General features: G+C 73.1%; 23 protein-coding genes. 13 read left to right on the top strand and 10 right to left on the bottom strand.

The genetic code is table 11. From position 1 onward, the window contains the following. Positions 1-163: 163 nt before the first annotated feature. Complete coding sequence (locus ABZ815_RS44255; RefSeq protein WP_357707684.1) at positions 164-2,686, top strand: cation-transporting P-type ATPase; 2,523 nt, start codon at positions 164-166, stop codon at positions 2,684-2,686. 19 nt (positions 2,687-2,705) lie between these two features. Here the strand turns inward: ABZ815_RS44255 and ABZ815_RS44250 are convergent, their stop codons facing one another. The 5 genes from ABZ815_RS44250 to ABZ815_RS44230 all read right to left on the bottom strand — a co-directional run bounded on the left by ABZ815_RS44250 (position 2,706) and on the right by ABZ815_RS44230 (position 6,197). Continuing rightward, a complete protein-coding gene (locus tag ABZ815_RS44250; RefSeq protein ID WP_357707683.1) occupies positions 2,706-3,224 on the bottom strand; it encodes a flavodoxin domain-containing protein in 519 nt (172 codons plus the stop codon). Between the two features lies 1 nt (position 3,225). Next, positions 3,226-3,726: a CBS domain-containing protein gene (locus ABZ815_RS44245; protein ID WP_357707682.1), complete on the bottom strand. Its 501-nt coding sequence runs from the start codon at positions 3,724-3,726 to the stop codon at positions 3,226-3,228. Then, entirely contained in the window at positions 3,723-4,580 is an 858-nt protein-coding gene (locus ABZ815_RS44240) for a universal stress protein (protein WP_357707681.1), read from the bottom strand. The genes ABZ815_RS44245 and ABZ815_RS44240 overlap by 4 nt, the downstream gene beginning before the upstream one ends. Before the next feature lie 119 nt (positions 4,581-4,699). Further along, the gene (locus ABZ815_RS44235) at positions 4,700-5,881 is read right to left on the bottom strand and encodes an acetate kinase (RefSeq protein WP_357707680.1); all 1,182 of its coding nucleotides are present in this window, start codon (positions 5,879-5,881) and stop codon (positions 4,700-4,702) included. 10 nt (positions 5,882-5,891) lie between these two features. Next, positions 5,892-6,197, bottom strand: coding sequence for an SAM-dependent methyltransferase (locus ABZ815_RS44230; RefSeq protein ID WP_357707679.1), 306 nt, complete (start codon positions 6,195-6,197; stop codon positions 5,892-5,894). A gap of 392 nt (positions 6,198-6,589) precedes the next feature. Here ABZ815_RS44230 and ABZ815_RS44225 point away from each other — a divergent pair, with 392 nt between their 5' ends. From ABZ815_RS44225 to ABZ815_RS44190, 8 genes are read left to right on the top strand one after another with little or no spacing between them, the layout of a single operon-like run. Beyond that, positions 6,590-7,339, top strand: a complete 750-nt coding sequence (locus ABZ815_RS44225) for a hypothetical protein (protein ID WP_357707678.1) — start codon at positions 6,590-6,592, stop codon at positions 7,337-7,339. 10 nt (positions 7,340-7,349) lie between these two features. Continuing rightward, positions 7,350-7,850, top strand: coding sequence for a hypothetical protein (locus ABZ815_RS44220; protein WP_357707677.1), 501 nt, complete (start codon positions 7,350-7,352; stop codon positions 7,848-7,850). Then, the gene (locus tag ABZ815_RS44215; RefSeq protein WP_357707676.1) at positions 7,847-8,359 is read left to right on the top strand and encodes a hypothetical protein; all 513 of its coding nucleotides are present in this window, start codon (positions 7,847-7,849) and stop codon (positions 8,357-8,359) included. The genes ABZ815_RS44220 and ABZ815_RS44215 overlap by 4 nt, the downstream gene beginning before the upstream one ends. Positions 8,360-8,368: 9 nt before the next feature. Next, positions 8,369-8,542: a hypothetical protein gene (locus tag ABZ815_RS44210; RefSeq protein WP_357707675.1), complete on the top strand. Its 174-nt coding sequence runs from the start codon at positions 8,369-8,371 to the stop codon at positions 8,540-8,542. An 18-nt stretch (positions 8,543-8,560) separates the two neighbouring features. After that, positions 8,561-9,103 (top strand): hypothetical protein, encoded by a 543-nt coding sequence (locus ABZ815_RS44205; protein WP_357707674.1) that lies wholly within the window; start codon positions 8,561-8,563, stop codon positions 9,101-9,103. A gap of 4 nt (positions 9,104-9,107) precedes the next feature. Next, positions 9,108-9,500, top strand: a complete 393-nt coding sequence (locus tag ABZ815_RS44200; protein ID WP_357707673.1) for a MauE/DoxX family redox-associated membrane protein — start codon at positions 9,108-9,110, stop codon at positions 9,498-9,500. Between the two features lie 17 nt (positions 9,501-9,517). Continuing rightward, positions 9,518-10,513 carry a hypothetical protein gene (locus ABZ815_RS44195; RefSeq protein ID WP_357707672.1) on the top strand — a complete coding sequence of 332 codons (996 nt, stop codon included), beginning with the start codon at positions 9,518-9,520 and terminating at the stop codon, positions 10,511-10,513. A gap of 56 nt (positions 10,514-10,569) precedes the next feature. Then, a complete protein-coding gene (locus ABZ815_RS44190; RefSeq protein ID WP_357707671.1) occupies positions 10,570-11,532 on the top strand; it encodes a helix-turn-helix domain-containing protein in 963 nt (320 codons plus the stop codon). A gap of 4 nt (positions 11,533-11,536) precedes the next feature. Here ABZ815_RS44190 and ABZ815_RS44185 read toward each other — a convergent pair whose 3' ends face one another. After that, entirely contained in the window at positions 11,537-15,070 is a 3,534-nt protein-coding gene (locus tag ABZ815_RS44185; protein ID WP_357707670.1) for a S8 family serine peptidase, read from the bottom strand. A gap of 219 nt (positions 15,071-15,289) precedes the next feature. Between ABZ815_RS44185 and ABZ815_RS44180 the strand changes: the two genes are divergently transcribed. Together ABZ815_RS44180 and ABZ815_RS44175 are read left to right on the top strand one after the other, a co-directional pair. Beyond that, the gene (locus ABZ815_RS44180; protein ID WP_357707668.1) at positions 15,290-16,213 is read left to right on the top strand and encodes a hypothetical protein; all 924 of its coding nucleotides are present in this window, start codon (positions 15,290-15,292) and stop codon (positions 16,211-16,213) included. Between the two features lie 112 nt (positions 16,214-16,325). Beyond that, complete coding sequence (locus ABZ815_RS44175; RefSeq protein WP_357707667.1) at positions 16,326-16,844, top strand: RICIN domain-containing protein; 519 nt, start codon at positions 16,326-16,328, stop codon at positions 16,842-16,844. A 124-nt stretch (positions 16,845-16,968) separates the two neighbouring features. Here ABZ815_RS44175 and ABZ815_RS44170 read toward each other — a convergent pair whose 3' ends face one another. Both ABZ815_RS44170 and ABZ815_RS44165 read right to left on the bottom strand, forming a co-directional pair. Continuing rightward, positions 16,969-19,122, bottom strand: a complete 2,154-nt coding sequence (locus ABZ815_RS44170; RefSeq protein WP_357707665.1) for a LuxR C-terminal-related transcriptional regulator — start codon at positions 19,120-19,122, stop codon at positions 16,969-16,971. Positions 19,123-19,188: 66 nt separating this feature from the next. Continuing rightward, on the bottom strand, positions 19,189-19,713 hold the full coding sequence (locus ABZ815_RS44165) for an ATP-binding protein (protein WP_357707664.1): 525 nt from the start codon (positions 19,711-19,713) through the stop codon (positions 19,189-19,191). Positions 19,714-19,780: 67 nt separating this feature from the next. On the opposite strand from ABZ815_RS44165, the gene ABZ815_RS44160 reads away from it, so the two are divergent. Then, positions 19,781-21,004 carry a GNAT family N-acetyltransferase gene (locus ABZ815_RS44160; RefSeq protein WP_357707663.1) on the top strand — a complete coding sequence of 408 codons (1,224 nt, stop codon included), beginning with the start codon at positions 19,781-19,783 and terminating at the stop codon, positions 21,002-21,004. Positions 21,005-21,075: 71 nt separating this feature from the next. Then, complete coding sequence (locus ABZ815_RS44155) at positions 21,076-21,636, top strand: hypothetical protein (RefSeq protein ID WP_357707662.1); 561 nt, start codon at positions 21,076-21,078, stop codon at positions 21,634-21,636. Here ABZ815_RS44155 and ABZ815_RS44150 read toward each other — a convergent pair. Together ABZ815_RS44150 and ABZ815_RS44145 are read right to left on the bottom strand one after the other, a co-directional pair. Next, positions 21,603-23,462: a hypothetical protein gene (locus ABZ815_RS44150; protein WP_357707706.1), complete on the bottom strand. Its 1,860-nt coding sequence runs from the start codon at positions 23,460-23,462 to the stop codon at positions 21,603-21,605. The two genes, ABZ815_RS44155 and ABZ815_RS44150, sit on opposite strands and share 34 nt — an antisense overlap. 176 nt (positions 23,463-23,638) lie before the next feature. Further along, positions 23,639-23,851, bottom strand: coding sequence for a hypothetical protein (locus ABZ815_RS44145; protein WP_357707661.1), 213 nt, complete (start codon positions 23,849-23,851; stop codon positions 23,639-23,641). Positions 23,852-23,978: the final 127 nt, after the last annotated feature.

Below are 23,978 nucleotides of genomic sequence, written 5' to 3'. Positions count from 1 at the left end.
TCGCCCAAGACAACGGCAAACCCGTCCAACGCCGACGCCAACGCGGCGCCTCCCCGCCGGACCGGCACGTTTACGGCCCTGACCAGGGCGAAGACTAGATCCTGAGACACCTTGCAGCGACTCCGCCGACCCGAAGGCCACGGCGGGCAGGAAGGACACCCACGTGACGCCCTCGTCCTCTGGCCTGTCGTCGGCGGAGGCGGCCGTCCGCCTGGAACGCGACGGCCCCAACCTGCTGCCACGCAAACCGCCCACCCCCTTGTGGCGGCGCGTCGTCACGCAGCTCAGGGATCCGCTCATCATCGTGCTGCTGGTCGCGGCGGCGCTGACGATCAGCACCGGCGACTGGACCGACGCCGCGGTGATCGCGCTGGTGATCGTGGTCAACACCGCCGTCGGCCTGACGCAGGAGGTGCGCGCCGACCACGCCATCACGGCCCTGGCCGAGCTCGCCACCCCCGAGACGCGCGTCGTACGGGACGGCCACCAGCGGCAGATCCCCGCGGGCGACGTCGTGGTGGGAGATCTCCTGGTGCTCGCCGAGGGCGACATCGTCCCGGCCGACGCCGAGGTGGTGGAGTCGGCGGCGCTGCTGGTCGACGAGTCGGCCCTGACGGGCGAGTCGGTCCCGGTGGACAAGATCGCCGGCGCGGCGGTCTCCTCGGGAACCGTCGTGGCCCGCGGCAGGGGCCGGGCGGCGGTCACCGCGATCGGCGCGGCGAGCGCCAGCGGCCGCATCGCGGCGCTCATGGTCAAGGGGGCCGGCCTCACGCCGCTGCAACGCCGCCTGGCCGGGGTCGGACGGCTGCTGGCCGGGGTGGCGGTGCTGCTGTCGGCGCTGGTGCTGGTCCTGGGCCTGGTACGCGGCCAGCCGGTCGAGCTGATGGTGGTGACCGCGATCAGCCTGGTGGTCGCCGCCGTGCCCGAGTCGCTGCCCGCGGTGGTGACCCTGAGCCTGGCCCTGGGCGCCCGCCGGATGGCGGCCCGCGACGCGCTCGTCCGCAACCTGCCCGCCGTCGAGACGCTGGGCTCGGTGACCGTGCTCGCCACCGACAAGACGGGCACCCTCACCGAGGGCCGGATGGTCGCCCGGCACGTGTGGACCCCGGCGGCCGAGGCCGCCGTCACCGGTTCCGGCTACGCGCCCGACGGCGAACTCGTCACCGACCGGGACCCCGGCGCCTTCGCCGAGCTGCTGAGCGCCGCGGCGCTGTGCAACGACGCGCGCCTGCGCCCACCCCAGGAGGCGGGCGAGGAGTGGACGGCGCTGGGCGACCCCACCGAGGCCGCGCTGCTGGCCGCCGCCGCCCGCCTCGGCCTCGACCGCGAGCGCCTCCAGGAACGTCTCCCCAGAGTCGCCGAGCTGCCCTTCGACAGCGACCGCAAGCGGATGAGCACGGCGCACCTGCTGCCGCACGGACGCGTCCGCCTGATCTGCAAGGGCGCCCCGGAAGCGCTGCTGCGCCCGGACGTGCTGACCGACGATCCGGCGTCACGGGCGAGCGCCGCCGAACGCGCCGACCGGTACGCCCGGGACGGCTACCGCGTGCTGGCGGTCGCGAGCGCCGACCTGGACGCCCTCCCCCACCCCGTCCGGGAGGAGGGGCTGTCGCTGCTCGGGCTGGTCGCGATCCTGGACCCGCCGCGCCCCGCCGCGGCGGCGGCCGTGGCCGACTGCGAACGGGCCGGCATCAGGCCCGTCCTCATCACCGGCGACCATCCCGGCACCGCCCGCGCCGTCGCCGTCGACCTGGGCATCATCGGCCCCGCCGAGCGGGTGGTCGACTGCCGCGAGCCCGGCGCGCTCGCCGCGGGCCCGGCCGGCGTCTACGCGCGGGCCGCTCCCGAGCAGAAGCTCGACATCATCGAGGGCCTGCGCGGCCGGGGCGAGGTCCTGGCGATGACCGGCGACGGCGTCAACGACGGCCCGGCGCTGCGCCGCGCCGACATCGGGGTGGCCATGGGCAAACGTGGCACCGAGGTCGCCCGGCAGGCCGCCGACCTCGTGCTCGCCGACGACAACCTGGACACCGTCGTCGCGGCCGTCGAGGAGGGCCGCCGGGTCTACGCCAACATCCGCCGTTTCCTGGTCTACGGCCTGTCGGGCGGCACGGCCGAGATCGCGGTGATGGTGCTGGGCCCGTTCGTGGGGCTGCCGCTCCCGCTGCTGCCCGCCCAGATCCTCTGGATCAACCTGCTCACCCACGGCCTGCCCGGCGTGGCGCTGGGCGGGGAGCCGACCGTGCCGGGAACCATGTCGCAGCCGCCCAGGCCACCCGGCCAGAGCATCATGGGGGCGGGCCTGTGGCAGCGGGTCGTGCGCATCGCCGTCGTGCTCACCGCCGTCACACTGGGCGTGGCCGTCTGGGGGTCGCTGACCGGGCGGCACTGGCAGAGCATGGCCTTCTTCGCGCTCGGCGCCACCCAGCTCGGCGTGGCGCTGGGCACCCGGACCCGGCCCGGCACGCTGGCCAACCCGATGCTGCTGCTCGCCGTGGCGGGCGCGCTCGTCCTGCAACTGGCCGGGATCTACCTGCCGCCGCTGCGCGAGCTGCTCGGCACCCGGCCGCTGCCGCCGGGTGACCTGCTGATCGTCCTCGCGCTGTCCACGCTCGGCTACGCCGCCGCCCGCCTGGACCGCATCCTGCACCCGTCCCCGACGCCCGGGGCGGCGCCGCGCCGGTGACCCGGCGCCCGGCGGCTGGTCAGGAGGCCGGGACCCGGACGGACGCGGCCAGGCTCTCGCCCCACTGCCTGGCCCGCTCCAGCTCCCCCGGCACCAGCGGCCCCTGCGTGCCGGCCACGTAGAAGCCGCGCGGCGGCACGACGAGCCGGACCCCGAGGCGGCGCAGCCGCTTGGCCACCGCCCGGCCCGCCGAGCCCGGCAGTCGGGGTCTGGCCACGCGGGTGTCGAACGCCGCCGAGCAGAGCCCGGCCGACGACGTGCTCAGCGTGGCCAGCCACTCCCGCACGCCCCTGCCGCGCGACACCAGCGGCCCGCCCGCCTGCTGGGCGGCCGAGTCGCGGGTGGAGGCGCGGCTCATGGAGAAGGCGTGCGTCGGCCCGCCCACCACCAGCAGCGCGACCTCGCCGCCCACGTGCCCGGGGGCCGAGCCGACCTCCGCCACCTCGGCCCGCATCCGGGTGGCCAGCCCCTCGGCCACGGCCTGGGCGATCCGCTCGGTGTTGCCGTACATGGACTCGTAGACGACCAGGGCCTTCATCTCACGCCTCCCGCCAGCTCTTCGACGACCGGCACGATTCCCGCCGTTCCGGCAGGATCGGTTCGAGGTGGAACATCCCGGTCATCACCTCGGCCGGCTCGTGCGGCGGCTCGATCCGTCCGGCGACCGCGGCCAGGACGTCCCGGGCGGTGATCAGGCCGACCAGGCCGTCGTCGGACAGCACGGGCACCGCGTCCACGTCGGCGTCGAGCATGACGGCCGCGACCCTGCCCAGCGGCGTGCCCGGCCCGACCCTGGGCGTACGGACGCCGCCCAGCAGCTCCCGCACCTCACGCCCGGCCTGCTCCTGCGGCCCGCCGGACCAGGACGCGGCCAGTTGCTCACGCGTCAGGATGCCCAGCAGGTGCCCTCCGTCGACGACCGGCAGGTGGTGCACGCCGGCCCGGCGCATCAGCTCCCACGCCATCAGCGGGGACTCCTGGGGTTCGACGGCCACCAGGACGCGGCTCATGACCTGTCCCGCCGTCGTCAGGCTGTTCATGCCCGGTCTTCCTGGCGAGGGCGGACCACCGCGACCGGGCAGGTCACGTGGTGCAGCACGCCGTGGCCGACCGAGCCGAGCACGGCGGAGGCGAACCCGCCCCGGCCGCGCGAGCCCACCACGACCAGGTCGGCCGTCGCGGCCGCGTCCATCAGGGCCGAGACCGGGTGCGCGCACGGCTGCTCGTCGGTGATCATCAGGTCGGGGTTGGCCTGCCGCCAGGGCGTCACGCGCTCGCGCGCCGCCGCCTGCTCCTCGCGCACCACGTCCTCGACCAGGCCGCTGTAGGCGACGGCGTACGGCGAGAACACCGGCAGTTGCCAGGCCGAGACCACATGGAGCCGCGCGTGGCGGGCCCTGGCCTGCTCGACGGCGTACTCCATGGCCGCCCGCGAGTCGTCCGAGCCGTCGTGGCCCACCACCACCGTGCCGTGCCCGGACGCCCCGGCCGCACCGGACGCCTCGGCCGTGCGGACGACGACGACCGGCCCCGCCGCGTGCCCGGCCACCGCCAGGCTCACCGAACCGACCATCATCCCGGCGAACCCGCCGAGCCCCCGGCTGCCCAGCACCAGGGCGTCGGCCGCCGCCGACTCGCGGATCAGCTCCTCGACCACGTTCCCGGACAGCACCTCCGTCGTCACCTTGACGCCGTCCGCCACCGCGCGGGCCCGGCCGGCGGCCTCCTCCAGCGCGCGGGCGCAGTGCCCGGCGTCCCCCTCGTGCAACCATTGCGGGCCCACGTGCACGAGACGCAGGTCCAGGCCCCGCCGCCGCGCGTCGGCGGCCGCCCATTCCACCGCTTCGGTCGCCGGGACGGACCCGTCCACACCGACGACGACGTGAGTGCTCATCACGCATCTCCTTCACCGGTAGAAGCTCTCACCGCCACCCTCGTACAGGCGGCGGCGCGACGCCGGAGGAGGAAGTCCCGGACGGCAGGGCCATTGGTCCTTCGGCCGCGCGCCCGTCGTCAGGACGAGGTCAGCCGCGCGAACGTCTGGCGGGCGATCTCCCACTCCTCGTCGGTGGGGATGACCAGGACGGGCACCTCGGCGCCGGGGACGGACACCGCGCGCTCACCGGCCGAGCCCGCCGCGTTGAGCGCGGGGTCCACGGCGATGCCGAGCCGGTCGAGCCCGGCCAGGGAGGCGGCCCGGGTGGCGGCGTCGTGCTCGCCGACGCCGCCGGTGAACACGATCGCGTCCACCCGGCAGCCGAGCAGCGCGTGGTAGGCGCCGACGTACTTGCGGATCCGCCGGGCGTAGATCTCCAGGGCCAGCCGGGACTCGTCGTCGTCGCGGGCGCGCACCTCGCGCATGTCGCCGGACCCGGTGAGCGCGAGCAGGCCGCCCCGGTGGCTGAGCGCGTGCTCCACCTGCTGGGCGTCCAGGCCGCCGGTACGGGCGAGGTAGGCGGCCAGGGCCGGGTCCACGTCGCCTGATCGGGTGCCCATGACCAGCCCTTCCAGCGGCGTCATGCCCATGGACGTGTCGACGCTGCGCCCGCCGGAGACGGCGGTGACGCTGGCGCCGTTGCCCAGGTGGAGCACGATCAGGTTGAGGCCGGCGAGGTCGCGGCCCAGCACGGCGGCCGCTCGGCGGGAGACGTACGCGCACGAGGTGCCGTGGAAGCCGAAACGCCGCACGCCCTGCTCGCGCCACTCGCGCGGCACCGCGTACGTGTACGCCTCGGGCGGCAGCGTCCGGTGGAACGCGGTGTCGAACACGGCCACCTGCGGCACGTCGGGGAACACCTTGAGCGCCAGCCGGATGCCGGTCAGGTTGATCGGATTGTGAAGGGGGGCGAGCGGGGCCAGTTCCTCGATGGCGGCGATGACCTCGTCGTCGATGCGCGTGGCCGCGGCGAACCGGGTGCCGCCGTGCACCACCCGGTGCCCGACCGCGGTCGGAGCCAGGTCGGGGCCCGCGGCGGCGAACGCCTCCAGCATCGCCTCCAGCCCCTCGGCGTGGCCGGGGAAGGAACGCTCCAGGACGTACGGCGGGCCTTGCCCGTTGCGGTGCGTGAGCCGTCCGCGTTCCTCCCCGACTCGCTCGACCAGCCCTCTGGCGGCGCGCGTACGGGTGTGCGGGTCCACGAGTTCGTACTTGATGGAGGAGGATCCCGTGTTCAGCACGAGAATGGGGTCGGCCATGTCCCTGAGCCTAATTCCGGCCGACTCCGGCGAGGGACTCGGTGGCGTGCTCGGGACAGGGGTCGCCGTCGTACGGCCGCCAGTCGCCCAGCGGCACCAGCCCGGGGTCGAGGAGGGTGAACCGGACCTCGGCCTCCGTGCGCGCACGCACCGGGTTGGCCGTCCGGGCGTGGACGGCCTTCCCCGCTTCCTGCGCGGGCTCCGGGACGGTGTCCGCGCAGACATGGCTGATCGCCAGATGGCTGCCGGACCCGTGGGCAGCCGCGTCTTGAACGCCTCGGCCGCCTGCCGGTCCACCGGATGGTTGTCCGTGCATGCGTGCCCGGCTGATTCCCGGTGCGTACGGCGCCAGAACGAGGCCGGATTCCGGTCATGGGAGGAATAGCTGTTATTTCAACTATTTCCGGAAGAGGCGAACCCAAGTCCATGATCACACGGGCGCGGTCCGTCCGGCGAGAAGGGATCACGCCGGGCCGCCCGCGAGAGGCCGGTGAACTTAGCGTGACCATTCGATGAACGGCCTTCCAGTGCTGGTCAGGCCGTCTTTTCCGAGCCCGCCCGACCGGGCTCCCGCCTTGGGAACGTTCCGAATTCTCCGGCGGAAAAGCGGAGCGATCTTGTCTATTGACCCGGGTGATCGCGCATGTAAGGCTTCGCTCCGAATGATCAAGCGCGGCCCCGCGAACTGCCATGAAAGGCTAGGGCTTAATGGCGCATTTATCCTCTTTCCGGACCGTCAAGAACGCCTTCCTCCATCTTGAAGTCGAGGACTCCGAGGCCGCCTCGCTGGCCTCCTGGACCGGTCACGTCCGCTACACCCCCAAGTACGGGGCGCGGAAGACCACCGCGGAAACCTGGGGACTCGAACTGGCTCCCCTGTCCTCCCTGACCGCGGGCGTCAACTCGGTCCGCGGGCGAGAGCGTGAGCGCTTCTCGCTGGCCGGCGGAGAGGTCGTCGTCTACGACTGCGAGGACCCGTCCGACGCCAGGTGGGCGGCCTGGCTCGGCCCGTGGCACATGGCCCACGGGCTCTTCTACGCCCCCGAGTGGGAGTCGGCCGACATCGTCGACATGTTCAGCCGCGTGGCGTGGCACGACACCCCCGAGGGCATGACGACCGACGGAGGCCGGCGTTTCGACGTCTCCATGGAGCTCTACGCGATCTCGATCGCGGGCGTCGGCACCATGACGGTCGAGCCGAAGCAGGCGGGGATCAACCGGATCCCCAAGTGGCGGGGCTTCGGCGCACCGTCGGGCGAGCTGTGGCGGCTGCCCGCGCCTCCCACGGACCAGGCGACGCCGTTCCTGCTGGTCACCGACACCGCGATCGTCACCCTGCACCCCTGGAACGCCCCGAGCTACAACAAGGCCGGGCTGGCCGCCCGCGCCGCGGCGGGCACCCCCGAGACCGCCGCCGACTTCCTGAACAAGGTCAAGCGCGTCGAGTGGCGGGCCTGACGTGGAACCGATGACCGCAGTGGTCATCATCCTGGCCGTCCTGGTCGCCCTGCTGTTCGCGGCGGGCGCCGGACTCTACCGCCGGGTACGCGAACTCGAACTGGCCACCTACAACGGCGTCGGCGTACGCTTCGCCGCCGCGGGCCCCGAGGCCCGGGCGAACGCGCTGGCCGTCCCCGGTGCCACGACCATGGTCATCAAGGTCAACCGTCGCTGCCCCATCTGCGACGACGTCCTGCTTGCTGCCGCCGCGATGGCGGCCGGCCTTCCCTCGGACCTGTCGTTCACCGTGTTGTCCGACGACCCCGGGTTCGACAAGTCCCTTCCCGACTCGATCCGGGTCATCAAGGACCCGGCCATCTGGCGCGCGACGAGCGTGCCGTACGCCCCGGCCCTGCTCGTCGTGGACGAGAACGGCGTCGCGGTGTTCACGGCCCCGGTGGGGTCGGGAGAGGCGCTCACGGAGATCGTCGAGCGAGCGGTAGCGAACAAGAAGGAAGTGAAGCTGTGAAGGCAGAGAAGCGGACCTCGATACTCGACCAGATACCCAGCGCCGAGGAGATGCCCGAGCAGGCGTTGCCGACGCTCGTCGGCGCCAAGCGGGAAGGCTGGAGCAGGCGGCGCGTGCTCGGCCTGGCCACCGGCGCCGCGGTGGCGACGGGGCTGGGCGTTCTCGACCTGCTGCCCTGGTCGAAGCCGCGCGGCGCGACGGCCGCCGCCTACGCCGTGTGGGAGACCTGCCACGGCTTCGCCGACGCCGGTTCCGTCTGCGTGCCCTCGTCCGCGCTCTACTCGGGCAACTGCTCCGGCTCGTGGCACCGCAACGACGGCGCGTCCGGCACCTGCTACAACCTCCGGTACACCCACAACCCCTCCAGCTGTGACGGCAACAACGCCTGGAAGTGGTACGGCGGTGGCACCACCAGCACCCGCCGCATGTGCTCCGACGGCTGGTATGAGTACCACGACTGCGGCGGCGGCAACGTCTCCCGCTTCTCCATCTGCCGCACGGCCATCTGACCCGGGTCCATGAGCGACTCCGCCACCAGAACGTCCGTCCGCCTGCTGGTGCCCGGTCTGGCACTGATCGCGGCGGCGGAGGCCCTGGTGCTGTATTCGAGGGTTGTGGGCGGGGACACGAAGGGCTTCACCTGGCTGGTGGCCGCCCTCGTCGCCGGCTTCTCCCTCTCGGGCTCCGTTTGAAGCCTGAACAGCGCCTGGGTGCTGTCCTCGTCGGTCCGGCGGGGTGCTGATGTCGCCGGCTTCATCGCCGGATTGTTCGTGGGAGCGGGCGCCGTCACGTTCGTGCTGGTGGTCCTCGGCTCCGTGCTGCGGGCTCCGTTCCCGGCAGTGGCTCTGCAGATCCTGGTCGCCGTGACCGCGATGATCTTCCTGCTGCGCGAGCTGGACGTGTTGTCCTTCCCCTTGCTCCAGAACGCGCGGCTCGTGCCGCAGTTCGTCACCAGAATTCCCTTCTGGGGCGCCGTGCAGTTCGGCGCCGAGATGGGCACGGGGATGCGCACGTACTCTCCGACGGGGCTGCCGCACATCATGGCGGTCGCGATCCTGTTCCTGGCGTCCTGGGAGGAGGCGCTCCTCGCGGGCGTCGGCTTCGCGGCGGCGCGGGCGATGATGCTCCTGACCTTCGCCCTGGCACGGGACAGGATGCAGGCGGACACGGCGTTCTCCTTCACGCTGCCGAAGATGAAGGTCCTGTTCGTCGTTCTCGCGCTGCCCATGGTGGCGTTGCTGGTGATCGGGTGACCGGGTGATCGCCTTCGTCGCCCGCTACGGGTTGGGCGTCGTCCTGGCGCTGGCGGTGCTCGGGAAGGCGCGCGACTTCGGCGCCTTCCGGAGCAGCCTGGCGACCTTCGGGCTGCATGGACGGACCGCCCAGGTGGGCGCCTTCACGGTGGTGACCGTGGAGGCGCTCGCCGCGCTGGCCGCCTTCTCCTTCCTCGCCGACGACCTGGTCGTGGGCGTGGCGGGGACGTGCCTGGGCCTGTCGTTCACGGCGGCCCAGACGTATCTCCTGGTCATGGGCGAGCAGGCGGCTCCCTGCCTGTGCTTCGGCTCGGCGGAGCGGGCCTCGGCCCGCACGTTCGGCAGGGCCGCCCTGGTCCTGCTGCTGGGGCTGGCACTGTGGGGTGCCGCGGTCTGAAGCGGAGGCGTGCGCTCATGAACCGGGCTCTCGGCGGGGCCTCGGCCGCCCTCATGATGATCGTCGGCGGGGTCGCCGCCTGTCAGGCGCGTTCCCCCGCCGAGCCGGACGCCGCGGTGATCGTGGCGTCACCGGCGTACGCCGTCGAGCCGCCCGACCAGGCGCCGACGCTGCCCTCCACCGGCCCGGTCGGCCGGGGCGCCTTGGTGTACACCGCCTGCCCGTCGCGGTGCCCCACCTTCCTGCTGCTCGCGGACGGCCGGCAGTACCTGCTGGGCGAGCGGACCGTCAGCCCGCCGGGCAACCTCACGCTCTCCCCCGACGGCCGCTGGCTCGGACGGCCCGCCGACGGCGGGTACGAGGTCAGGGACCTGCTGGGCGGCGCGGTGCACAGACTCGAACCGCCGACCGGCGGCGACGCGGACAGCGCGTACAGCCCATGGGCCTGGTCCGCGGACTCCCGGCGGCTGATCGTCGGGTACCACGCCAGCGGGGACGTCCGTTCGTATCAGGCGCTGGAGTTCCCCGGCGGCCGCACCGGCGCGCTCGACCTGCCGCGCGGGCAGGAGCCGGTCGGCCTGCTGCCCTCCGGCGAGCCGCTCCTCCTCGACGTCGCCCGTCACGACAGGCGGCCACTCAAACGCGTCACGCTGACGCAAGCGGACACCGGCCGCGCCCTCACCCTGACGTCCGGGGCTGGAGTGCTCGCCGACGCGGACCACGGGTTGACCGTCCAGGTGCGCGGCGAGCGCGTCTACACCCTGGAGTACTCCGGCGACCGGATCGCGGTCCTGGAGTTCGACGTCACGGGCAGGCAGGTGGGCCGCCTGCCGCTGCCGTCCGGCCAGTTCCCGGTCGGACCGGTGGACGGCGGCTTCGCCGTCGTCCAGGTTCCCCAGGACCAGGCCCGTGGGCGGCAGAAGCTGGGGGCCGTCTCCCCTTCGGGCCGCCGTCCGCTGTTCGACGTCCCGGGCCTGGCGGCCGTCGTCCTGCCGGGAGGAGCCCGCCACTAGCCGGCGGCTGCTCCCTACAATGGCCGGGTGAATCGGGATCGGGTCGTGAGCGGCACATGCTGAGCGCGGCGGGGCTGGGCGCGGAGGAGGAAGCCGCCTACCGGCTGCTGGTCAGGACCACCGAGGTCGAGTCCGACGCCCTGGCCGAGGAGCTGGGCGTGGCGGTCGAGGTCGCGCGGCAGGCGCTCGGCTCGCTGCTGGCCAAGGGGCTGGCGCGGGCCGTGCCGGGAGATCCGGGCCGGTTCACGGCGGTCGCGCCCGACGTCGCGCTCGCGGCCCGGCTGCACCGGCGGCAGGCCGAGATCGACCGGGCGCGCCACGTCATGGAGCAGCTCACGGGAGAGTATCTCGCGCACGCGCGGCGCCGCGAGGCGGCGCAGCTCATCGAGGTGATCACCAGCCGTACGGCCCTGCGCGAGCAGCTCCGCCTGCTCCAGGACGGCGCCCGCCACGAGGTGCTCAGCCTCTGCCGGGCCGGGCACGTGGCGATGACCTCGCAGGAGAACACCGAGGAGCTGGCGGCGCTGCGGCGCGGCGTCGGCTTCCGCGTCATCTACGAAGGGGCGTTGCTGGAGGAACCCGGCATGCTGGTCAACCTCGCCGACGGCATCACGCTGGGCGAGCAGGCCCGCGCGCTGCCCGTCCTGCCGGTACGGATGATCATCGCGGACGGCGAGCTCGGGGTGCTCCCGCTCATCCAGCACACCGACGGCCTGACCCAGCTCACCGCCGCGCTGATCAGGCCCAGCAGCCTGCTCGACGCCCTCAAGGCCCTGTTCGAGAGCCTGTGGGAGCGGGCCACGCCGATCAGCCTCACCAACCCGGGCAGCCCGCTCGACGCCGACCATCTCTACCTGCTGTCGCTGCTGGTCGCCGGCGTTCCGGACAAGTCGATCGCCACCCAGCTCAAGATCTCGCAGCGTACGGTGCAACGCAGGATCGCCTACCTGATGGAGCGGGCGGGTGCGCAGACCCGGATGCAACTGGCCTGGCACGCCGCCCGCGAGAACTGGCTCTGACCGATCAGTAGGCCTTGATCACCGTCTGGCGGACCGAGTTGCCGGCCGAGTCGGTGGCGGTGACCCGCAGCGACGGGTGCTGACGCAGGACGACCGCGGTGTAGCGTCCGCCGCCGAGCGCGACCACCGGCTGCGCCCGCCACGTCGCGCCGTCGTCGTACGACAGCTCCAGCTTCAGGTCCTTCGCGCGCGCTCCGCTGACGCCCCCCTGATGCCGTACGGCGAAGCCCACCAGACCGGGGCGCTCCGGACGCACGTCGTAGTCGATCTGCAGCAGCGGCAGCACCCCGTCGCCCGGCTTGGAGCGGAACGTCCAGGCCGTCTCGGTCGCGGTCGCCGTGGTCCACTCCTCCGAGGTGCGCCTGGTGGACAGCTCCAGCCGGTAGGCGGCCTCCTGCGGCGCGGCGGGGAACGCGCCCCAGGCGGCGTCACCCTCCGCCACCAGCTTGCCGTCCCGGTAGAACCGGGCCGACGCGGTGTCGTTGTCGACACCCGCGCGGGAGACGTGCCCGGAGGAGTCCACGAACTCGGGGATCCGGATGTCCATCGCGTCGCCCTCGCGGGTGGAGGGCTTGAGCCAGGCGGGGATCGCCGGGCGGACCACCGGGGCGTGCCAGCTCTCGCCGGTCCGCGTGCCCGGCTGGTAGGTGCGCGGCTGCTCGGTCATGCCGTCGAGCAGCCGGCCCATGTCGTCCCAGACGTACTGGTGGTTGACGAGGTGCTGCCAGTAGGAGCCGTTGGCGCTGACGTACTCGGTGCGGCGCAGCGGGGTCTTGACGATCCGCTGGGTCTCCATCTGCTGGCCGAGCGAGTACGACTGCCAGGGCCGCCAGCCGAAGCGCTGCTCCTTGGCCCAGGCGAAGCCCCCGTTGTCGGCATATGTCGTGTCGACACGGGCGGTATTTCGATCGTTCACCTCATACACGATCTTGTCCGGCACGCGCCCCTCGGAGACCTGCATGACGTCGTAGAGGTAGGGCGAGTCCATCTGCCCGGTGACCTCCAGTTTGGCGTTGCCCTTCGTCATCCGCTCCAGCATCCGCCGCCCGTCGTCGTTCGCGACCACCAGCGCCGGGATCGGCAGGTCGGCGCCGAGCGGCCGCCACCCGTGCCCGAACGCGTCGTCGGGGGACAGCACCAGGACCACGGCGGCCGCACCCGCCTTGATCGCGGCCCCGGACGGGTCGGCCCAGTCGATGTCCTCGCTGCGGATGACGGCGGCCTTGCCCTTGGACCCGGCCGCCCCGTCGGAGAGCCGCCACATGTGCCGCCCGTCCACGCCCGGCGACCTGCCCAGGAACCCCATCGGGAACGACTCCGCACCGGGCACCCGGGCGGTGAGCTTCGGCGCGACGAGCTGCCAGCGCGAGGCGAACTCGAACGACCCGTCACGTACCGGCTGGGTCGGCGAGACGTTGAGCCCCTCGATGACGTCGAAGTTCATGACGCCCTGGGAGATCTTGCGCGAGCCGAACGCGCGATAGGTGAAGTAGGTGTAGATGCCCACCTGCTCGGTGGGTTCCTTCGTCCTGATGGTGACCGGGGTGGTCTTGCGGAAGTCGAGCACCACGTCCAGGTCGCGGTCGACCTTGAGCTCGGGGATGACGACCATGCCGTCACGCGGGTGCATCCGGCCCCAGCCGCTGCCCAGGTTGAGCGACTGCGTCATGTACGTGCCCTCGGACACCTCCACCGTCAGCCCGTCCTCGGGCAGCCAGGTGAAGACGTCGTCCAGCTGCGACGCGCCGAACATCGACAGCGTGTCGGCGCCGGTCCGGTCGCCCGCGGCGTCGATGGCGGTGAAGCGGACCTTGTGCTGCGGTCCCTTCCAGGTCAGCGCCAGCGTGGTGTGCACCTGCTCCGCGCCCCCGGTGGCGGCGGCCGTGGCGGTGACCAGCCCGCCGTACCGGCCGAAGGAGAGCGCCGCCAGGTTCACCGTGACCTTGACGTCGGCGGTGCCGCCCGCCGCGACCGTCACGGACCTGGCGCTGAGCTCGGCCCCTTCGAGGGTGGCGGCCAGCTCCAGCGTGACCGGCGCGGCCGTGCCGTTGGTGTACGTGATCGTGCCCCCGGCCGTGGCCGGGCCGTCGCCCTGCTGGTGCTTGCCGAGGTCGACCACGCCGGTCGCGGTCACGCCCTGGCGCACCGCGCGGGCCACGTCCAGGCGGCCGGCGCCGGCGTCGTCGATCGGCTGGCCCGCGATGGGCTTGGCCGAGCCGACCAGCGCGTCCTTGATCTGCCTGGCCGTCCAGTCGGGGTGGCGCTGCTTGACGATCGCGGCGGCCCCGGCCACGTGTGGCGTGGCCATCGAGGTGCCGGAGGCGGCCGTGTAACGCTCGTCCACCGGCTCGCCCATGCTGGTGCCCGCCGCGCGGGCCGCGACGATGGCCACGCCGGGGGCGGTGAGGTCGGGCTTGGGCGCGTCGTCCAGGCGCGGGCCCCGGCTGGAGAACTCCGCGAGCGCGTCCTTGCCGTCGACCGCGCCGACGGTCAGCGCCGAGGTCGCCGCGCCGGGCGTGCCGATGGAGTAGGCCGCGCCGTCGTTGCCCGCCGCGACCACGAACAGCACGCCGGTGCGCTCGGTGAGGGTGTCGACGGCGAGGCTGAGCGGGTCGGTGCCGTCGGTCGCGCCGCCGCCGAGGCTCATGTTGATCACCGACGCGCCTTCGGCGGCGGCCCACTCCATGCCCTCGATGACGCCGGACAACATGCCCGAGCCGTCGTCGCCGAGCACCTTGCCGACCATCAGCTCGGCGCCGGGGGCGACGCCCTTCCTGCCGTCGCCGCCCGCGATGGTGGCGGCCACGTGCGTGCCGTGCCCGTTGCCGTCCTGGACGCTCGGCTCGCCGGTGAACACCTTGCTCTGCTTGACGCGTCCGGCCAGGTCGGGGTGGGTGGCGTCGACGCCGGTGTCCAGCACGGCGACCTTGACGCCCTTGCCGTCGAACCCGGCCTGCCACGCCTCCGGCGCGCCCACCTGCGGCACGCTGTGGTCGAGCGTGGCCTTGACCTTGGCGTCCAGCCAGATCTTCGTCACGCCCTGCGACAGGGTGGCCCGCGGCTCGTCGAGCGACTTCCACAACTGCCCGATCGTGCGCTTGTCGGCGGCGACGGCCCGGCCGTTGACGCTCTCCAGCTCGGGCGCGGTCGCGGTCTTGGGCGCGGAGCCGTCGTAGAGGAACAGCAGCGGCAGCTTGTCCGTCTTCGCGTCGTCGTACCCCTGGGCGATCAGCCGGGTGACCGAGAACAGGCTCGGGTCCAGCCGCTTGGCCGCCAGGAAGGGGACGATGTCGCTGGGCAGGACCCGCAGCTCACCGTTCTCCTCGGTGGTGCTGAACGCCATGCGTTCCCGGCCCGGCCCGGGCTTCACCTCGACCGCGCGCCGGCCCGCCTCGGCCTCCCTGACGGTCACCACGTCCCCGGTGATCAGCGTGACGCGGTGGACGCTCCCGCCGGCGGGCTCGGGCGCGGATAACGGGGAGCTCAGCAGGGCTGCGGTGGTGACTCCTGCCACCGTCACATGGGCGGACCAGTGCATGGGGGTGAAACCTCTCGTAGCAACAACTAGTGCACACGAGAGTGGGTGACGGGGTGTCCGGCGCGCCAGGTGTCGGACGTGCCGTTTGTCCGCCATGTCGCGATTACGACACCGGACACCTCCCGCCGGACCTTGACCCGGGCGGCCCCGAACGTCCTGCCCGGTATTTCCGATATGTTCTCTTTATCGTGTCTTTGCACTGTCTTGGGGAAATTCTCGGTGCGCGCAATACCGCTGATCGCGGCTCTCGTCCTGAGCCTGGCCGGCTGCGGCGCGATCCCCGGACTGCCACTCCGGCCCGCCCCCACGCCGCCGCCCGCCGCCTCACCGGCCCCGACGCCGAGCGCCGCCCCTTCCGTGAGCGGCAGCCCCACCCCCTCCGCGACCAGGGCCGCCCTCACCGTCCCCCAGGCCCGCCAGGCGCTGCGGACGTGGCTGGGCACGTACAACGCGACGCTCGGGAAGCGCAAGTGGTGGCGGTCGAACGCCCGGCTCGACGCGCTGTTCATGGAGGGCGCCCTGTACGAGGGCGTGCTCGAACGCAGCCGGGAGGACCTCGGATGGCGGCCGGCCCACAAGCCGATCAACCCGGCCGGCACCCCGGTGATCTACCTGCCCAGACCGGAGCGGCAGCCCTCGGCCGGTGACTGGTTCATCGCGCAGGCCACCTACCAGGACACCAAGGGCCACAGCCGCCCGCACGTGCTCGCGTTCTTCCGCTCCCCCGGGCAGTCCTTCAGGCTGGCCGTCGTGACGCCGCTGCACTGGGGGCAGCGGATGCCCAGGCCGCTGCTCGACGCCGACGGGTACGTCACCGACATGGACGACGCCGTGGCGGGCGCCGTGGCCGAGGAGTACCGGAACTTCTGGAACGGCGAGAAGAAGAAGGAAGGCGACTCCGGCTACCGCCTGGCCAGGAACAGCTACAGCCGCCAGGCGTTCCCCCGGGTCAACAAGGGGATGTACGTCGGTTTCGCCGGCCACGGCTCCGTCTTCGGCTTCCGATCGGCGGACGGCGGCATGTTCTTCCTCTTCGCGCTGCTCAACGACGCCAAGAGCGTCAACAACGTACTGAGCGAGGCGCTGCTCGTCCCCAAGGGCAGCAGGACCATCCAGGAGCTCGGCGGCAGCTGGTTCTCCTGACGTCGCCGCCTCAACGGGCCAGGAAGGCGTCACCTTCTCGATAGGCCACTCTAGGTAATCGCACGCCTACTTTGTGTATGCACTACCGGCCCGCAAACGTGGAGGAGTCCCCATGCCCGTCAGTCCCCTCGCCCGCCTTCTGGCCACGTCCGCAGTCGCCGTGGTGGCCGTGGCCGTCGCCCCGGCCGCCGCCTCCACGGCTCACGCCGCCCAGGCCGGCCCACCCGTGTGCCTCGACGCCACCAACAGCCGCGCCGACAACACCGTCGTCCGCCTGTGGACCTGCCTCGACCACCCCAACCAGAAGTGGGTCATCCAGAACGGCCACATCAAGGTCGAGGACACCATCGGCACCGGACGCGAAGTCTGCCTCGACGCCACCAACAGCCGCGCCAACAACACCAACGTCCGCCTCTGGACCTGTCTCAACCACCCCAACCAGAAGTGGGTCATCCAGAACGGCCACATCAAGGTCGAGGACACCATCGGCACCGGACGCGAAGTCTGCCTCGACGCCACCAACAGCCGCGCCAACAACACCAACGTCCGCCTCTGGACCTGCCTCGACCACCCCAACCAGAGGTGGGTCGTCCAAGGCGGCCAGATCAAGGTCGAGGACACCCTGACCTGACCCTGCGCCCCCGCCGACGGCGGGCGGCACGGAGGAGCAGCCGACCGGGCCCCGGCGCGGGTCCGGCGGCAAGGCTCCGACCCGGGTGCTTCGCCATGACGACGACCTGCGGCGGGCGACCGGCTCACCGGTCCGGGGAGGACCCCGTCAGCCCGTCGCGGAAGGCGATGGCCGCCGCCTCCGTGCGGGTGGTCGCGCCCAGTTTCGCCAGGATGTGGGAGACGTGCACACCCGCCGTACTCGGCGAAATGTGCAGCCGGGCGGCGATCTGCCGGTTGCTCAGCCCCTCGGCGATCAGGGTGAGCACGTCGCGTTCGCGCTCGGTGAGCCCGTCCCGGGCCGGCCTGGGCCGTCCGAGCAGGGCGATCTCGCGGGCGAGCGGCGCGGCCCCCAGGTCCTCGGCCAGCCGCCCGGCCTCCCTGAGAAGGGCCGTTCCGCCGGGCCGGTCGCCCGCCGCCAGCGCGGCCCGCGCGCCGTGGAACAGGCTCAGCGCCAGCTCGTACGGCTGCCGCAGTTCCCGCCAGGCGGCCGCCGCGCCGTCCCAGCCGTCGTCCTCGACCAGCGCGCGCAACATCACCTGCCAGCCTCGGTCGAACGGCCCCTCCACGCCGAGCCGATCATCGACGGCGACGAGTTCGGCCTGCCAGGCCGCGACCCGCTCGCCGGGCGCGCCGCGGTCGAGCCGGGCCCGCTGCACCAGGGCGCCGGCGACCAGGACCGGCCGGGCGTCGCTGCTGTAGACCCGGGTGAGCGCCGGGTCGGCCAGCGCCCGGCCCAGCAGCAGGTCGGCCCGTTCCGGGTCGCCCTGGGCGACGGCGAGCAGGCAGAACAACTGGTGGCGGGAGAACAGGCTGCCGCTCCCCGCGTGCTCGACCGCCGCGGCGGCGTCGGCGGCGGCGGCCAGGTCCCCGCGCAGCAGCGCCAGGTGCCCGGCCAGGACGCGCAGGGCCTGGCGCGACAGCGGCGGCGGATCCTGCTGGAGGCTCTCCGCCAGCAGGGCGGACGCCTCGTCCCACCGCCCGGCCAGGATCAGGCCGTGCGCGGCGTGGCGGGCGAGTTCGGCGCCGCGGCTGCGGCCCAGCCCGTACCGGCGGGCGTGGCGGATGCCGTCGCCGGCCGCCTCGACGGCACGATGCTGGTCGCCGGCCTTGGTGTGCAGCGTGGCCTCGTACATGGGGACGGTCATGAGCAGGTCGGGGCTGTCCAGCCGCTCGGCCAGCGTACGGGCCTCGGCCAGCATCCCGAGGTCGCGCGTCATGGACCCGACCCCCAGCAGCCCGCGGACGGTGACCGTCGCGTCGCCGGTACGCCGGCCGATGCCGAGCGCCTCCACGAACAGGTCGCGCGCCCTGTCCACCTCGGGCAGCAGGCCCATGGCCAGCACCCCGAGCAGCCGCCCCCGCTGGACGCCACCGGGTGCGGCGGCCAGCAGGTCCAGGGCGCGTTCCCAGTCGGAGACGCCGGTCGCGTTCAGCCGGTGCGACAGCCTGCCCCGAAGCTCCAGGAGGCGGGCGGCCCGCTCGGGTTCGCGCCGTTCGTCCACGGCGGCCAGTCCCGCGGTGGCGTGGTCGATGCCGCGGGCGTACTCGCCGCTGAGCATGGCGGCCTCGGCCGCGTCGGTCAGGACGCCGACCCGGTCGACGCCCAGCCGCGCCCGCGGGTCCCACAGTTCGAGGACCTGGTCGAGCATGCGGACCTGTTCCTGGTAGGCGTAGGACCTGCGCGCCTGCCCCGCGGCCAGGTAGGCGGCGGACAGCGCCAGCCTGCGGTCACCGGCGGCGTAGGCGTGCGCGGCCAGCTCGGCGTGGGCGTTGCCGTCGCGCAGGGCCTCGGCGTAACGCGCGTGCAGGCGTGCCCGCTCGCCGGGCAGCAGATCCTCGTAGACGGCGTGCCGGATCAGCGCATGGCGGAAGTCGTAGCCGTCCCCTGCCGTGACGATCAGGCTGCGGTCCACGAGCTCGCGCAGCAGGGCGTCCAGCTCGGTCCCGTCCTGCCCGGCGACCTCCGCCAGCAGCCGGTGGGCGACCCGCCCGCCCGCCACCGAGGCCAGGCGCAGCAGCTCACGGGCCGGGCCCGGCAGTGAACGCGGGCCGTGCAGCAGCAGGTCGCGCAGGCTGTCCGGGGTGCGCTCGCCGGCGCGCGCGAGCGCCTCGACGAACAGCGGATTGCCGTCGCTGCGTTCGTGGACGCGGAGCACGGCGTCGGCGTCCGGTTCGGCGCCGAGGATGGCGGCCAGCTGGCGGCCCACGTCCTGCCGGTCCAGGCGGTCCAGCCGCAACGCGGTGGCGCGCGGGCGGCGGGCGAGCTCGGACAGCAGCGGCCCGTCGGCGGTCTCGTGCGGCCGTTAGGTGATCAGCAGGAGCACGCCGGGCCGGGTCAGGTTCCTGGCCAGGAAGCCGAGCAGCTCGCGGGTGGCGGCGTCGGCCCAGTGCAGGTCCTCGACTGCGAGGACGACCGGCTGGTCCGCGGCCGCCCGCTCGACCAGCGTCAGGACCTCCTCGTACAGCCGGTGCTTGCCGCCCTCCGCCTCACCGGCCTCCCCCAGCTCGGGGAACCAGCGGGCCAGCTGCCGGTACGGCCCGGGCAGCACCCCCTCGACGCGGATGAGCCGGCGCAGCACCGTCACGAACGGCGCGTACAGCAGGCCGTCGCTGCCCAGCTCGGCGCAGGCGCCCTCGACCACCCGCGCCCCCGGGCCCAGCGACCGCGCGAACTCGGCGAGCAGCCGCGACTTGCCGATCCCGGCCTCCCCGGCCACCAGCGCCACCGCGGGCCCCTGCTCGACGGCGGTGTCCAGGGCCGCCACCAGGGCCGCCAGCTCCTCGCCCCGGCCGACGAACACCGGGCTGACCACACGCTCCGCCACCACCGCGCCAGCATATAAATACCTGGATCACCCGATATGCGGCGCCTGTTTACCCGGCCACCCTCGAAACATGACAGCCACCTACCCGCTGCGGACCATCGCCGCCCACGAGCTCGACACCTGGGCCCGCATGATCACCACGACGTACGGCCAGAACTGGCGCGAGGGCGGCCTCCGGAACGCCGCCGTCTCCATCGAGCCCGAACGCACGATCGCGGCCTTCGACGGCGAGGAGATCGTCGGCGGCGCGTCGATCTACGGCCGCGTCATGACGATCCCCGGCGCGGCCGTCCCCGTCGCCGGCATCACGCTCGTCGCGGTCCTGCCCACGCACCGGCGCCGCGGCATCCTCACCGCGATGATGCGCAAGCAGCTCACCGACCTGCACGAGTCGGGCGGTGAACCGATCACCGCGCTCAACGCCGCCGAGGCCACCATCTACGGCCGGTTCGGGTACGGCATCGCCAGCCACGTCGCCGAGATCCAGGCGGACAAGAGGCTCATGGCCCTGCGGCCCGGCACGGACCTCGGTGACGGGAGGATCCGTCTGCTCGGCCGCCAGGAGGCCCGCCCGCTGCTGGAGAAGGTCTACGACACCGTCCGCCGCGGCGCGGTCGGCTGGGTGGACCGCACGGAGAAGTTCTGGCAGGCGCGCCTGGCGGACGGCGAACGCGTCCGCGACGGCGGGACGGAGCTGCGCTTCGCCGTCCACGCCGAGCCCGGCGGCGAGGTCACCGGCTACGTCCTCTACCGCTCCAGGCAGGCGCTGGTGCAGGTCATCGAGGTCGCGGCCACCACCAGGCAGTCCTACGCCGCCCTGTGGCGCTACCTGATCGACCTCGACGCGCACTCCGGCCTCACCTACGACGGCGCCGTCGACGAACCGCTGAAGCACCTGCTGACCGACCCGCGCGCCGCCCGCACCGCCTTGATCGACAACCTCTGGGTCCGCCTGGTGGACGTCGACCGGGCTCTGACGGCACGCCGCTACTCGACCCCGCTGGACCTCGTCCTGGAGGTCCAGGACCCGTTCTGCCCGTGGAACGCCGGACGCCACCACCTGCGGGCCGACGGCGACTCCGTCACCTGCGAACGCACCGAGGCCCGGCCCGACCTGCGGCTGACCTCCGCCGAACTCGGCGCGGCCTATCTGGGCGGCACCACCCTGTCGTCCCTGGCCGCCACCGGCCGGGTCGAGGAACTGCGCCCCGGCGCGGTCATCGCCGCCTCGCTCGCCTTCCGCGGCGAGCGCGCGCCCTTCCACCCCTCGGGCTGGGCCTTCCCCGCCTTCTGAAGGGGCCGCCAGGTGGGTGCGGCGGCTTCCGAGGCCGCGCGGCGGTGAGGGGGAGCGGCCAGAATCGAGGCATGCCCGATGCCACGCTTCTCCCGGCCGTCGTCTCCGCACTCGGTGGCGTGATCGGCGCCCTCAGCGCCCTGGGCGGCGTCACCCTGACCAACCGCGCCGCCGCCCGCAAGGAGGAGCGGGAGGCCCGCCGCCGCCGCGAGGAGCAGCGGGAACAGCAGCGCGACGAAGCCTGCGCCAACCTGCTGGGCGGCGCCCGGAAGCTCCGGCTGCAGATCGAGGTCGCCGCCCACCGCCCCTGGGAGGACATGAACCAGCGGCTGGCCGCCATCGAGACCCAGGCGGCCCTGCTCGGCGACCTCGCCGCCCGCGTCGCCGTGCTCTCCCCCGGCCCGGCCGCCACCGCCGCCCGCAGGCTCGCCGACGCCACCTACGAACAGGCCAGCCGCGCCGCCCAGGCGACGAAGCTGACCTACGACGTCGAGGGCCAGTTCCTGAAGGGGGAGATGGTCGGGCCGCTGGCCTTCGAGGAGCTGGACGCGAGCTGGGAGGCCTTCAACCGGGCGACGTCGGACCGGGAACCGTCGGATCAGAAGGCGCTGGACCCGCCGCCCAGGAGCTGAAGCGCCGCCTGGTGCTGGTGGGGCGCCAGCGCCGGCGCGGTGGCGGCCAGCGAGAGCCGGGCGAGGTCGGCGGCGCCGGTGCGGTTGCCGCCCAGCTCGCGGACCCGGGCGGCGTACAGGAGGGCGGGCCCGTTGCCCGAGCCGGCGGACAGCGCGGCCTGCACGTCCTCCTCGGCCTCGCCGGGCCGCCCCATGGTGCTGAGTGCGAGCGCGCGGGCGGCGCGGCCCTCCGGGCGCAGATGGCGCCCGACCTGGTTCAGGTCGCGCAGCGCCGCCTCGGGCTGGCCGAGGTCGGCGAGCATCTCCCCGCGCGTGCGCAGGGCCTCGGGGGCCCGGGAGTCGGCGTTGAGGACGTCCGTGAGCACCGTCACCCCGGCGCGTGCCTGGCCGACCAGCCACAGGACGCGGCCCAGCTCGGTCTGCAGGGCGGAGTCGGCCGGCGTGCGGTCGACGGCCGACCGCATGGTCTCCACGGCCTCGGCGTCCTTGCCCTTGGCCAGCAGCGAACGCCCGATGGCCGCCAGCAGCCGGGCCACGGCCGAGTTCTCCTGCACGGCCTCGAACAGCGCGGCCGCCGTGCGGTAGTGGTCGACGGCCTGGGCGGGATGGCGGCGCAGGTGCGCGACGTCGCCGAGCCGCGACTCGGCCACGGCCCGGATCGACAGGTCGTCCTCCTCGGCGGTGGCCAGGGCGGCGTTGGCCAGGCGTTCGGCGGCGGTGAGATCGAGCCTGGACAGCGCGGACTCGGCCGACTCCAGATACCGCTCTGGGGTGATCTCGCCGGTCTGGAGCTCGGGCACGTCCACCCGCATCAGGGGGGCGGCCAGCAGCTCGTGCCGCAGCCGGTACGCCGTGCCGCCTTTGAGCACATGTTCGTCCTCCAGGGCCCGGAGCACCGCGGCGGAGAGCTCCTCGCGCGTGATCCCGCCGGTGCGCCCGGGTGCGAAGGCGCGCTGCAACGCCGAGGTCAGCCGCAGGGCCGACACGTTGTGGTCCCTGGCGACCTCCCTGATCGCCCGCCCGCACAACAGCGTGAGCGACCGCTCGACGCCCGGCCGGGTGCGCACGTCCTGGACGGTGATGCCCGGCGTGTCGGCGGGCAACGACGCCCACAGGTCCGAACACGCCGCCTGGAGCAGCACCGGATCGACCCCGCCCGGCCCTCCCGTGCGGGAGACGATCTCCTCGGCCGCGCCTTCGGCGAACCACCGCCCGCTGCCCCGGATCGGGCCCTCCACGGCCTCCAGCGCCTGCCGCTCCGTCAGCGGCCCCAGCCGGTACGGCTCCAGAGGCCCCAGCGCGCTCTCCAGATCACCGAGACGCTCCTCGCGGATGGACACCAGCATCCGCAGATCCGGCATCTCCTCGATGACCTCGCGCATCTGGGCGAGGAAGTCGTCGCGGTGGGCGCTCAGCTGCGGCGGCCCCTCGAACACCTGCTCAACCCGGTCGACGACCACGGACCGCACGGCGTTCCCGCGCAGGAACTCGTAGATCGACAGGCCCACGAGCCGATGCGGCGGCACGGCCGGGGACCACGTGGACAGCAGCGCCAGCGCGTAGGGATTGTGCTCGGGTACGGCGCCGAGCGGGAGCGGAGGTGCGCTCAGCGGGCTCCCGACGGGCACGGCGGCGGACACGATCCTCGCGTTGATCAGCGAGGTCTTCCCCACCCCCGACGCCCCGGCGAGGACGGTGACGCGATGCCGCGCCCAATGCCGGGAGAGCTCGGCCGCCACCTCGTCCCGCCCGAAGAATTGACTGGCCTCATCCGCACGAAAGGGACGACCGCCAACATATGGATGCCTATCGACATCATGGGACATCATGCTGATGGTCATCCCGATGGCCTCATTCGAATCCGGCGGGCGGCGCCCGGTTCGGCGTACGAGGCGATTTTAGGGTGGCCGAGAGAGTGGAAATGGCGCGACCCACCGCGCGGGACGCGGACGGTGTCCTGCATGGCGGTCGCCTCCCAAACGCAGTCGGCGAACAAAACGGGTCATATGGATTGATTGAACCCAGGGAGGAATCCACTCTGGGCGATCGCCCTCTTGACCGCCTCCGCGAAGACGGACGGGTCGTCGTCCGAGAGGGCCGCGATGTCTCGTAGTGACGCCTCAGAGAGGTCGAACGAGCCCTCGCCGCCTTCCTCTGGACTCTTGTGCACACCTTCCTCCTGTGTCCCCGCCGGGCGGACGGCCGCAAAGCTCACCCGCTACAGCATCGCCCATTGGGCGATCCTTGCCTAGATAGACGTAACCTTCCGGGCGAAAGATAAATATATCAGAAGGTTATACCGAGATGTCCTTTTTGCCGACACTGGTGTGGCGGTGCGCTCC

The sequence above is a fragment of the Nonomuraea sp. NPDC047529 genome (genome assembly GCF_040642995.1).
Lineage (GTDB): Bacteria > Actinomycetota > Actinomycetes > Streptosporangiales > Streptosporangiaceae > Nonomuraea.
The sequence above is the reverse complement of the archived record's forward strand: the minus strand, read 5'-3'. Positions and strand labels throughout refer to the sequence as shown.